The sequence below is a fragment of the Acidiphilium sp. JA12-A1 genome (assembly GCF_000724705.2).
GTDB lineage: Bacteria > Pseudomonadota > Alphaproteobacteria > Acetobacterales > Acetobacteraceae > Acidiphilium > Acidiphilium multivorum.
On sequence record NZ_JFHO01000130.1, the window covers coordinates 1 to 11,659 of the forward strand.

Annotated in this window: 10 protein-coding genes and 1 pseudogene; 5 read left to right on the plus strand and 6 right to left on the minus strand. The window is 68.2% G+C overall.

The features are described 5' to 3' along the window. On the plus strand, nucleotides 1–710 hold a 710-nt coding region (locus RT91_RS18115; RefSeq protein ID WP_035189004.1), incomplete at its 5' end, for an IS3 family transposase. A 203-nt stretch (nucleotides 711–913) separates the two neighbouring features. Here RT91_RS18115 and RT91_RS18120 read toward each other — a convergent pair. Beyond that, nucleotides 914–1,504: a heme-binding protein gene (locus RT91_RS18120; protein ID WP_007422997.1), complete on the minus strand. Its 591-nt coding sequence runs from the start codon at nucleotides 1,502–1,504 to the stop codon at nucleotides 914–916. A 514-nt stretch (nucleotides 1,505–2,018) separates the two neighbouring features. Between RT91_RS18120 and RT91_RS20895 the strand changes: the two are divergent. Continuing rightward, nucleotides 2,019–2,895 (plus strand): annotated as a pseudogene (locus RT91_RS20895) (IS5 family transposase). Nucleotides 2,896–2,903: 8 nt separating this feature from the next. On the opposite strand, the gene RT91_RS18130 reads toward RT91_RS20895, so the two are convergent. Both RT91_RS18130 and RT91_RS18135 read right to left on the minus strand, forming a co-directional pair. Next, nucleotides 2,904–3,524, minus strand: a complete 621-nt coding sequence (locus tag RT91_RS18130) for a hypothetical protein (RefSeq protein WP_231844424.1) — start codon at nucleotides 3,522–3,524, stop codon at nucleotides 2,904–2,906. Between the two features lie 127 nt (nucleotides 3,525–3,651). Then, nucleotides 3,652–4,122: a Fur family transcriptional regulator gene (locus tag RT91_RS18135; protein ID WP_012039999.1), complete on the minus strand. Its 471-nt coding sequence runs from the start codon at nucleotides 4,120–4,122 to the stop codon at nucleotides 3,652–3,654. Between the two features lie 121 nt (nucleotides 4,123–4,243). Between RT91_RS18135 and RT91_RS18140 the strand changes: the two genes are divergently transcribed. Then, complete coding sequence (locus RT91_RS18140; protein ID WP_035189006.1) at nucleotides 4,244–5,896, plus strand: AMP-binding protein; 1,653 nt, start codon at nucleotides 4,244–4,246, stop codon at nucleotides 5,894–5,896. Nucleotides 5,897–6,013: 117 nt separating this feature from the next. After that, nucleotides 6,014–7,192, plus strand: a complete 1,179-nt coding sequence (locus RT91_RS18145) for an MFS transporter (protein WP_013640778.1) — start codon at nucleotides 6,014–6,016, stop codon at nucleotides 7,190–7,192. 9 nt (nucleotides 7,193–7,201) lie between these two features. Here RT91_RS18145 and RT91_RS18150 read toward each other — a convergent pair whose 3' ends face one another. Then, the gene (locus tag RT91_RS18150; RefSeq protein ID WP_035189010.1) at nucleotides 7,202–8,191 is read right to left on the minus strand and encodes an MDR family oxidoreductase; all 990 of its coding nucleotides are present in this window, start codon (nucleotides 8,189–8,191) and stop codon (nucleotides 7,202–7,204) included. Between the two features lie 81 nt (nucleotides 8,192–8,272). Further along, nucleotides 8,273–10,060, minus strand: coding sequence for an aspartate--tRNA ligase (aspS, locus tag RT91_RS18155; RefSeq protein WP_035189011.1), 1,788 nt, complete (start codon nucleotides 10,058–10,060; stop codon nucleotides 8,273–8,275). 84 nt (nucleotides 10,061–10,144) lie between these two features. On the opposite strand from aspS, the gene rnd reads away from it, so the two are divergent. Beyond that, nucleotides 10,145–11,323, plus strand: a complete 1,179-nt coding sequence (gene rnd / locus RT91_RS18160; RefSeq protein WP_012040004.1) for a ribonuclease D — start codon at nucleotides 10,145–10,147, stop codon at nucleotides 11,321–11,323. On the opposite strand, the gene RT91_RS18165 is transcribed toward rnd, so the two are convergent. Then, a partial coding sequence (locus RT91_RS18165) for a metal ABC transporter permease (RefSeq protein ID WP_035189014.1) occupies nucleotides 11,324–11,659 on the minus strand: 336 nt, incomplete at its 5' end.

The window sequence follows — 11,659 nt, forward strand, 5'->3', positions numbered from 1 at the left end:
ACTGGCTGCTCAGCCGCGAAGGAATTTCCATGAACCACAAGAAGTTTCGGCGCCTTTACCGCGAAGAACGCCTTCAGGTTCGCCGTCGCGGCGGGCGAAAGCGGGCCTTGGGCACACGATCTCCGATGACCATTCCGCAGGGCTGCAATCAGCGCTGGTCGCTGGATTTCGTCTCCGACGCCCTGACATGCGGGCGCAGGTTTCGGATCTTCGCCGTCGTGGACGATTTCAGCCGCGAATGCGTTCGCTTGATCGCCGACACGTCAATTTCGGGCGCCCGGGTGGCACGCGAGTTGGATATGGCGATCACTGAGCGCGGGGCGCGCCCGCTCATGGTGGTCAGCGACAACGGCACTGAGCTCACCAGCATGTCGATCCTGCGCTGGTCGAAAGAGCGGAACGTGGAATGGCATTACATCGCGCCCGGCAAGCCCCAGCAAAACGGGTTCGTCGAGAGCTTCAACGCCCGGCTCCGGGACGAGTGTCTGAACGAGACCTTGTTCACGAGCCTGCCTCAAGCGAGGTCCGTGCTGGCCGCCTGGCGTCACGACTATAATCATCACCGCCCCCATTCGAGCCTGGGCAACAAAACCCCGGCAGAGGTGGCGGGAAAAATCAGCGGCGCGCCGGGTTGGGGGTTAACCCCCAACCCGGCTGTTGCACCTACGCCCAATCGTGGGCATCACTCGAGGATGAGACTCTACTCCTGAATGGCGGGAACTTAGGGCTCAGACCACCTCCGGTGTCCGCGCGATTGCGCAGCCGTCGTGGGCGGACAGCGGACCAGCGGGCGGGATTGTTCAACGGCGCTGACCTGCGCGCGAGCGAATAGCTGGAGAGATCAGCCGAAACGCTGCAACTTCTCTGCATGATAAAAGCATTATCATGCGTAAGAATCGAATTCCCAGCGCTTCTAGCGGCGCTCGACGGGGACGGCGACCTCGTTGCGGCGCAGCCAGGGCAGTGTCCAGGGCGGATCGTAGAACCAGGCGACGACGCGGCCGTCGGGCTTCCAGGGGGAGTGGGCCAGCGTCGCGAGCAGCCTTTCGCTGTGCGCCGCGACCACGCGGGCGCCAGGACTGCCGGAAAAGCGCAGGACCGCCATCGTTACGGCGGGAACCTCGACGAGGTGGACCAACGGGTCCCGCGGGCGCGGGGCTGTGGCCATCGTCATGCCGGCGGGCAGGAAGAAGCGGATGGTCCAACTACCGTCGCCGCCTTGCTGGGCGACCGGCGCAGTCATCGCAATCCGGCTGCTGCCGGCGCCATCCTGTTCGACGGGGGCGGTCATCGCGATTTTGCCACTGCCGCCGCCCGGCTTGGTGTTGGCCCCGAAGATATAGGATGCAAGCCTGCGGAAGCCGATGGAACGGGAGTCGATTTCTCCGCCCTTGACAGTCGTTTCCGCCGCGAGCCGCGGTCCGTAGGCGCGAAGCTGCACCGCGCCAACCCGTCCGGTGACGGTATAGTCAGGCTGCGGCGTGCCGGACCGGATTCCGAACACGGAACATCCTCCAAGGACAAGGAGCGAAGTCAATGCGGCGATCTTGCGCATGGCTGTTGGAGATATGGTGCATCGGACCGGACCTGCAATAGATAAGGCCGCCAACCCGCCGTGAGCTTATATGTGATAATATTACCTAATCAGATCCCGAATTGCCAATGCCTTCGCGGGACTGCCAAGCGGCTCCATAAGCGGGTTCTCGGGCGACCGCTCAGCTATCGTCGGCGTTAGCCGGCGCGGCAGTCCTCCACGTCGGCAAGCGAATTCGATAAAAATGAGTAAAGTTATTTTATTTCTTCTATGAAATAATTATTGGGCCTACGCCATAATGCCCTTTGGCAGGAGCCGATTATCAAACCTTGTTCGCGAAGATATTCAAATACTGACGCCGGACTCCAGCCAGGACCTATGGAAAAGCAGACGCCAGCATCTCTCAGAGCCGGACCGCAAAAGATAGTTGAGCGATTTCAGCGGGTTGTGATTCAGTTCGTTTGCGAAGACGAACGGAAATACGATGGCCTGGACTGAAATCGCTCGGCGACGATATTGCCGGGTCGGATTGCGCTACGCAAGCGACCTCACCGATGCCGATTGGTCTTGATCGAAGCGTTCATGCCCTTGCCGCCGCATCGAGGCCGGCCCCGAACGGTGGCGCTGCGAAGGATTGTGGAGGCCATCTTCTACATGCTGTCGACCGGCTGTCAGTGGCGGAGGCGGCTCAAGGTTCCGCCTGCGGAGCAGGTGGAATGCCGCCGGAGGTGGCAGATTCCGAAGGAATTCGCGCCGTCTACACCGTACAGGGGTATTGCTACCGCTTCTGTCGCGACGGCACCCTCGATCGGCTCAATCACGTCCCGGTCATGCAGCGCAGGAAATGGCCGGACGAGAGGCGTCTCCCACAGCCGGTGTGATCGACAGCCAGTCGGTCAAGACCACCGAAGCCGGGGGCCCGCGCGGGTTCGATGCCGGAAAGAAGATCAAGGGACGCAAGCGCCACATCATCACCGAATATAATCGGCCACCTCGTCGGTGCCGTCGTTCATCATGCCGTTATTCAGGATCGGGATGGGGCGCCCGACGTGCTCAAATCCGTCAAATCCCTGTATCCTTGGTTGCGGCACGTGTTCGCCGACGGCGGCTATGCCGGTCCCAAACTCAACGGACGCCTCGCCAAAATCGGCAAATAAACCATACAGATCGTCAAGCGCTCCGACGCCGTCAGCGGGTTCGAACTCCTGCCGCGACGCTGGGTGGTGGAGAGAACCTTCGCCTGGCTCGGCAGATGCCGGCGCCTCGCAAAGGATTTCGAGGCAACCATTACCAGCGCCACCGCATGGCTCTTCCTCGCACATATCCGCCTGCTCACAAGGAAAATCGCACGCAACCGATAGCCACACTATCATTCAGATTCATTCTCTAACAGACCGACATCGCTACCGCCCGTAACCTTGAGGTTCGAGATCGTGTGGCCCAGGCCCTCGAACGTGCCGGAGAAGGTCAGGAGCGGGCTGTCCGCACCGACGCGCCGGTGACATCGAGGTATCGAGGTGATGCCCCCGAGGTTTCGACAAACCCGCCCAGCGCGCCGCCGCGCACCGCGATCGTCCCGCCGCGGATCGCACCCGTCGCCATGATCCGCCCGCACCGGCAGAAGAGTGCGCATCAAGCGTGCCCGACACCGCCACGGCGCCCGACGCGCCGCCCGGCAGCGTGATCGCCCCGCGCTGCGACACACAGCACTGCCGGCCTCGACGAGCCCGGTCTCGCTCACCACCGTCCGCAGCAGCGCGGCCTTCGCCGAAGCACTCAGCAGGACCACGCCGCCTTGAGCGATGATCGCCCCGGACTGGCGGAACTTCACGCTCTGCCCGGCGCCGATGCTGAACCCCTGCCAGTCGATCGCGGTCTTGCCGCTCGTCTGCGTGACCGTCAGCGTGTTGCCGGTGTGCGCGATGCTCGCCGATCTCGCCGTCACCTGCCCGCCCTGCGGCAGCGCCAGCGCCACTGCCGGGACCAGCACCAGCGCCACACTCCCCACCCCGCCGGCAAATCGCCGCAGCGCCCCCAGGCCCCACCGTCCGCATCACTTCCGCCACGGAAATCGGCAATCCAGCCCGCCGGTCTACGCCGACCCGCGCAAAGGTATCCTAACCCGCAGCACAGGCGGCGCAGAGCCCGCCGACCTCGACGATCGCGCTGCCGGCGGCAAAGCCGATCCGCGCCGCGGCGGCGGCAAGGGCGGCGGCCACCGCCTCGTCCTCCAGCTCGGCGACGGCGCCGCACTGGCGGCAGATGAAGAACTGCGCCGCATGGGTGTGGCCCTGCGCCTCGCCCGCCGGGTCGGCGCAGGAGACATAGGCGCTCAGGCTCTCCACCTTGTGCACGAGGTCCGCCGCGATGAGGAATTCGAGCGCGCGATAGATCGTCGCCGGGGTCGCACCGCGATGGCTCTCGCGCAGCCGGTCGAGCAGTTCGTAGGCTGTCAGCGGCCCGTCAGCGGCAAGGATCAGGCCAAGCACGGCGCGGCGCTGCCGGGTGAGCTGCCGGCCGGCGGCAGCACAGGCGGCGGCGGCTTCATCCAGCCGGCGCTCGATCGTGGCGCTGGGGCGGGCCGGCATCAGGCGCGGTCGGGCGGGGGGATCATCGCCCCGTTATAGAGCGGCTGAAGCGGCACTGCCACCCGCCCCCTTGCGCCGCCCGGCGGCTGCATTACGCTCGGCAGGAGGGAGAGAACGAGCCATGACGAGCATCAGCTACGTCCAGGGACCGGGCGACACACCGCGCCTCGGCGTGACCATCGGCGAGGCGCTGGCCGAAACCGCGCGGCGCCACCCCGACCGCGAGGCGCTGGTGGTGCGCGAGACCGGCGAGCGCTTCACCTATGGCGCGTTCGACCGCGCGGTGGACGATGTCGCCGCCGGCCTGCTCGCGCTCGGGATGCGCCGCGGCGACCGCATCGGCATCTGGTCGCCCAACAATGCCGAATGGGCGATCCTGCAATTCGCCTCCGCGCGGGCGGGGATCATCCTCGTCACCATCAACCCGGCCTATCGCACCGCCGAGCTCGAATACGTGCTGAACGACGTGCAGTGCCGCGCCCTCGTCCTCGCCCGGACCTTCAAGTCGAGCGACTATGTGGCGATGCTGGACAGCATTCCGCCGGACCGCCTGCCGCATCTCGAATACCGCTTCGTCATCGGCGTCCCGGCGGAAAGCGCCGCGGATCTGCCCGCCAGCATGGCCCCCTTCGCCACCATCGCCGCCGCCGCGACGCCGGCGAGCCGCGCCACCCTGGCAGCCCTGCGCGCCGACCTGCAATTCGACGACCCGATCAACATCCAGTTCACCTCGGGGACGACCGGCGCGCCCAAGGGCGCCACGCTCTCGCACCACAACATCCTCAACAACGGCTATTTCGTCGGCCGGGGCATCGGCCTGCGGGACGGAGAAAAGATCTGCATCCCGGTGCCGCTCTATCACTGCTTCGGCATGGTGATGGGCAATCTCGCCGCCATCACCCATGGCGCGACGATGGTCTACCCCGCCGCCGGGTTCGATGCGCTGGCAACGCTGACCGCCGTGGCCGAGGAGCGCTGCGCCCATCTCTACGGCGTGCCGACCATGTTCATCGCCATGCTCGAACATCCCGGGTTCGAGGAATTCGACCTCTCCTCGCTGCGCGGCGGGATCATGGCCGGCACCTCCTGCCCGATCGAGGTGATGCGCCGGGTGATGAACCGGATGCACATGCCCGAAATCACCATCTGCTACGGCATGACCGAGACCTCCCCGGTCAGCTTCCAGTCCGCGACCGACGACACGCCCGAGCGCCGGGTGGCGACGGTCGGGCGCATCCACCCGCATCTCGAGGTCAAGGTGATCGACGCCGAGGGCCGGATCGTAAAACGCGGCGAGCGGGGCGAGCTGTGCACGCGCGGCTATTCGGTGATGCTCGGCTACTGGGGGAACGCTGCGAAAACGGCCGAGGCGATCGACGCCGCCGGCTGGATGCATACCGGCGATCTCGGCGTGATCGACGAGGAGGGCTATTGCACCATCGTCGGCCGCAGCAAGGACGTGGTGATCCGCGGCGGCGAGAACATCTACCCGCGCGAGGTGGAGGAATTCCTGTTCACCCACCCCAGGATCGCCAGCGTCGCGGTCTTCGGCATCGCGGATGCAAAGTGGGGCGAGGTGCCCTGCGCCTGGGTGAAGCCCAACCCCGGCGAGACCCTCACGCCAGCGGAGGTGATCGGCTTCTGCGAGGGGCGGATCGCGCATTACAAGATACCCCGCATCGTGCGCATCGTCGAGGAGTTCCCGATGACGGTGACGGGCAAGATCCAGAAATTCATCATGCGCGAGGCGATGGAGCGCGAGGCTGGCGGATAGCGGCTCCGCCCAGGGCTCGCCGCCCGCCGGGTTGCAAATCCCCGCCGGATTGGTCATGCAAACTTCCCCTTTTTGTGAAATCCCGGCCCCCGGCGCGGCGGCCGGCGGAGAAAACCAATGGCGGTGGTGATGGACCAGGGATTGCGGACGGTCGGCGGCACGGTGCGCTATGGCCGGCTGGCGGCGCTGAGCTGGCTGCATTTCCTCAATGACGGTTCGGCCAACTACCTGCCCGGCGTGCTGCCGGCGGTGCTGCTGGCGATGGGGGAACCCGTCTCCCTCGCCGGCACGGTGATGGCGGCATTGCTGATCGGCCAGGCGTTGCAGGTCGGCACCGGCCTGCTGGCGGACCATTTCGGCGGCCGGGGCTTCATCGCCGCCGGCGTGCTCGGCACCGCGCTGGCGGCGGCGCTGATCGGCCGCTCCGGCAGTCTTGCGCTGCTGCTCCCGGCACTCGTGCTGATCGGGATCAGCAACGCGATGTTCCACCCGCAGGCGCTGGCGGGGGCGCGCCAGCTCAGCGGGCCGCGCGTCGGGCTCGGCATGTCGCTGTTCCTGGTCGGCGGCGAGGTCGGGCGCGGGCTGTGGCCGCTGATCGCGAGCTTCGTCGTCGTCACCTGGGGGCTGAAGGCGCTCTCGCTGCTGGCGATCCCGGCGGTGGCGAGCATCCTGCTGCTCTGGGCGGTGCTGCCGGTGCAGCCGCCGCGCCATGTCGCGGCACAGCCGATCGCCTGGCGGCGCCATCTCGGGCCGATGAGCGCGCTCGTCGCCTTCCAGTCGCTGCGTGCACTGGCGATTTTCGGCACCACCACCTTCCTGCCCGTGCTCTGGCACCTGCGCGGCCACAGCCTGACCGCGGGGGCGGCGCTGATCACGGTGATGCTCGTGGTCGGCATCATCGGCAATGTCGGCGGCGGGCACCTGGCCGACCGGATCGGCCGCCGCCCGATCCTCGCCGGCTCCAGCCTCGCCGGCGCGGCACTGCTCGCGGTCTTCCTGCTCACCAGCGGGGCGGCGCAATGGATCGCGCTCGGCCTGCTCGGCATCGCCCTCTTCGCCACCCTGCCGGTCGGCATCCTCGTGGGGCAGGACATCTTCCCCGAGAACCGCTCGCTCGGCTCGGGCATCGCACTCGGCCTCTCGAATGGGCTGGCGGCGGTCGGGCTGATGGGTCTCGGGCTGATCTCCTCCGCCGTCCCGCCGCTGCACATTCTCTGGCTGCTGGTCGCGATCCTGCTCGCCGCCGCCCTTCTCGCGCTGCGTCTCGGCCCGCGGACTCACCCGAAGCGGACCTGAGACAGCGCCTCAGATCTCGACGACGATGCGCCCGCGCACCTTGCCGGCGACGATCTCCGCCGCCGCCGCCCCGATCGCCTCGAAGCCGATCGTCGTGGTCAGCCGGGCCAGCGTCGCGCGGTCGAGTTCGACGGCAAGGCGGGACCAGGCCGCCTCGCGCTTCGCCCGCGGCGCCATCACCGAATCGATCCCGGCGAGGGTAACCCCGCGCAGGATGAACGGCAGCACGGTCGCCGGCAGGTCGCTCCCCTGGGCGAGGCCGCAAGCGGCGACCACCCCGCCATAGCGCGTCTGCGCCAGCACGTTCGCCAGCGTATGGCTGCCGACGGAATCGATCGCCCCCGCCCAGCGCTCCTTGCCGAAGGGCCGCCCGGGCGCCGACAGCGTCGCCGCATCGATGATCTCGGCCGCCCCGAGCGAGGTCAGGTAATCGGCTTCTTGCTCCGCTCGGCGCGACGAGGCGAGCACGCGATACCCGGCATGGGCAAGCAGCGAAATCGCGATCGACCCCACGCCGCCCGCCGCACCGGTGACGAGAATATCCCCGCTCTCCTTGCTGATCCCCTGAGCCTCCAGCGCCATGACGGCGAGCATCGCCGTGTAGCCGGCAGTACCGATGGCCATGGTCTCGGCGGCGCTGAGCCCGGCGGGGATATGGATCAGCCAGTCGCCAGGAACGCGGGCGCGCCCGGCATAGCCGCCGTGATGCGTCTCGCCGACGCCGAAACCGTTGAGCAGCACGGCGTCACCCGGCTTGAAGCGGGGATCGACGCTGGCGGTGACGGTGCCGGCGAAGTCGATCCCCGGGATCAGCGGAAACCGCCGGGCGATCGGCGCGCTGCCGGTGATCGCCAGCCCGTCCTTGTAGTTCACCGTGGAATGGCTGACCGCGACGGTGACGCTGCCCTCCATGAGATTGTCATCGCGCAGGGTCTCGGCGCGGCAACTCTGGCCGGACTCGTCCTTGCGGATGACCAGGGCGCGGAATTCGTCGGACATGTTCGCTCCTCCTCACCGGTGATCGGCGTTCTACCCCCGGTTTAGCGGGCGGCGGCGCCGATGCACAGGGACGGCGGCGTCTCAGCCCTTCTTCGGCGCGGGCGGCAGCGCGATGGCGAGCGAGAGTTCCTTGAGCCGCGCGGCGGGGACCGGCGCCGGCGCGCCCATCAGCAGGTCCTGGCCCTGCTGGTTGAGCGGGAAGGCGATGACCTCGCGCAGGTTGGGCTCGTCGGCCAGCAGCATCACCATGCGATCCACCCCCGGTGCCGAGCCGCCATGCGGCGGCGCGCCATAGCGGAAGGCGTTGAGCATGCCGCCGAACCGCGCCTCGACCTCCTCGGCGCCGTAGCCGGCGATCTCGAAGGCGCGCAGCATGATGTCCGGCCGGTGGTTGCGGATCGCCCCCGACGACAGTTCGACGCCGTTGCACACGATGTCGTACTGGAACGCCTTGATCGTCAGCGGGTCCTGCCCGTTCAGCGCCTCCAGCCCGCCCTGCGGCATCGAGAACGGGTTGTGGCTGAACACGATCTGCCCGGTCTCCTCGTCGCGCTCGTACATCGGGAAATCGACGATCCAGCAGAACTCGAATTTTGCACCATCGATCAGGCCGAGATCGGTGCCGAGCTTCGTGCGCACCGTGCCGGCGAATTTCGCCGCCTCAAGCGGCTTGCCGGCGGCGAAGAAGACGGCGTCACCGACGCTGGCGCCCGTAGCCTCCCGGATGGCCTCGGCGCGAGCCGGTTCGAGGTTCTTCGCGATCGGCCCCTTGGCCCCGTCCGGAGCAAAGATGATGTAGCCGAGGCCGCCCGCCCCTTCCGACCGCGCCCAGTCGTTGAGCTTGTCGAAGAAGGAGCGCGGATTGCCCCCCGTGCCCGGCGCGGGAATGGCGCGGACCACGCCGCCGCCGGCGACGATCTTCGCGAACAGGCCGAAGCCCGAATCGCGGAACGCCTCGGTCACGTCGGTGATCAGCAGCGGGTTGCGCAGGTCCGGCTTGTCCGAGCCGTATTTCAGCAGCGCCTCGTCATAGGCGATGCGCGGGAACGGCCATTGCGTCACGCTGCGCCCGCCGCCGAATTCGCGGAACAGCCCGCCGAGCACCGGCTCGATCGTGGCGAACACGTCCTCCTGCGTCACGAAGCTCATCTCGAAATCGAGCTGGTAGAACTCGCCGGGCGCGCGGTCGGCGCGGCTCGCCTCGTCGCGGAAGCAGGGCGCGATCTGGAAATAGCGGTCGAAGCCTGCGACCATGAGCAGCTGCTTGAACTGCTGCGGCGCCTGCGGCAGCGCGTAGAACTGGCCCGGATGCACGCGCGATGGCACGAGGAAGTCGCGCGCGCCCTCGGGGCTGGAAGCGGTCAGGATCGGCGTGGTGAACTCGGTGAAGCCGCGCGCCGTCATCTCCCGACGCAGCCAGGCGATCACGTTGGCGCGGAGCATGATGTTGCGGTGCAGCTTCTCGCGGCGCAGGTCGAGGAAGCGGTAGCGCAGGCGCAGCTCCTCGGGGAACTGGGCCTCGCCGGCAACCTGGATCGGCAGCACGTCGGCGGTGGACTGCACCTCGACCGTCTCGGCCACCAGCTCGATCTCGCCGGTCGGCAGGCGGGGGTTCACCGTGTCGGCATCGCGCTTCACCACCCGGCCGGTAACGGTGATGACGCTCTCCACCCGCAGCGCCTCGGCCGCGGCGAACACCGGCGAGCCGGCGGGAAACACGCATTGGGTGATCCCGTAATGGTCGCGCAGGTCGATGAAGAGCAGCCCGCCATGGTCGCGCTTCACGTTCACCCAGCCCGAAAGGCGCGCGGTGATGCCGGCATCGGCAGCGCGCAGGGCGCCGCAATCATGGGTGCGATATTCGTGCATGGGGAGCCAGTCCTGACAGAAAACAGCGGCAAATGAGCGGCGCGGGTCTTTCCTGTCAAGACGTTGCGTGCCAGTTGATCGCGCATGAAACCGAGCCCGAGCTTTCCCGAACCCGTGCTGATCGAGACCACCGAGGCCCTCGCCGCCCTTTGCGACCGTCTGGCGGCTGAGCCCTTCGTCACCGTCGATACCGAGTTCATGCGGGAAAAGACCTATTTTCCCGAGCTTTGCGTGGTCCAGCTCGGCGGTGCGAACGATGTCGCGGTGATCGACGCGCAGGCCGAGGGGCTCGACCTCGCCCCGCTCGGCGCGCTGTTCGCCAACCCGGCGGTCACCAAGGTGTTCCACGCCTGCCGGCAAGACATCGAGATCTTCCTGCTGAAATTCGGCGCCGTGCCCGCACCGCTGTTCGACACCCAGGTGGCGGCGATGGTCGCCGGCTTCGGCGACCAGGTCGGGTATGACACGCTGGTCTCCTCGCTTGCCGGCGGCCGGATCGACAAGGCGCACCGCTTTTCCGACTGGTCGGCCCGGCCGCTCTCCCGCGCGCAGATCGCCTATGCCGCGGCGGATGTCACCTGGCTGCGCCCGGTCTATGAAGGCCTGCGCGCCCGGCTGACGCGGGAAGGCCGGCTCGACTGGGTGGCCGAGGAAGCGGCGGTGCTGGCCGATCCCGCGACCTACCGCACCGAGCCCGAGGATGCCTGGCGCCGGCTCAAGCTGCGCGGCGGCAATCGCCGGCAGCTCGCGCTGGTCAAGGCGATCGCCGCCTGGCGCGAGCGCGAGGCGATGCGGGTGAACGTGCCGCGCCAGCGCATCGTGCGCGACGAGCAGATCCCCGAACTCGCCGCCCTCGCCCCGGCGGATGCCGAGGGGCTGACGCGGGTGCGCGGCATCTCCAGCGGCTTCGCCGGCGGCAAGTCCGGCCGGGCGCTACTGGAGGTGATCGCCTCGACGAAGGCGATCCCCGATGCCGAACTGCCGGAGGCGCCGCGCGCCCCCGAAAGCGCCCGCCCGCCCGCCGGCCTCGTGGCCCTGCTCAAGGTCCTGCTCGCCGAGCGGGCCGGGGCGAACCACGTCGCCGCCCGGCTGATCGCCTCCGCCGAGGATATCGACCGCCTCGCCAGCGAGGACGCGCCGAACCTGCCTTGCCTGCAAGGCTGGCGCGCCGAACTGTTCGGCAACGACGCGCTGCGCCTCAAGGGCGGGCGCATCGCGCTCGCCGCGCGCGGCCGCCGGGTCGAGGTCGTCGACCTGCCCTGATCACAGCAGTACCCGGCCCAGCGCGTAGCAGCCAGCGCCGCCGAGCCCGGCGAAACATCCGACCGGCCAGTTCGTGAGATAAGAGAGCGCGATGGCGCCGGCCATCAGCGCCAGCGCGATCGCCACTGAGGCGGCAAGCGCCCCCCCCGGCTGCGCCGAAACCGCCCGCCCGCACGAGGCCGGGCCGACCATCAGCGCGAAGGTCAGCAGCGCGCCCACCACCGGCACGGCAACCGCCGCCGCCAGCGCGATGGCGGCGAGAAAGCCGAACTCCCACAGCGCCGGCCGCGCGCCGCGCGCCGCCGCGAGATCCGCCCCGATCGCGCCGAGCAGCAG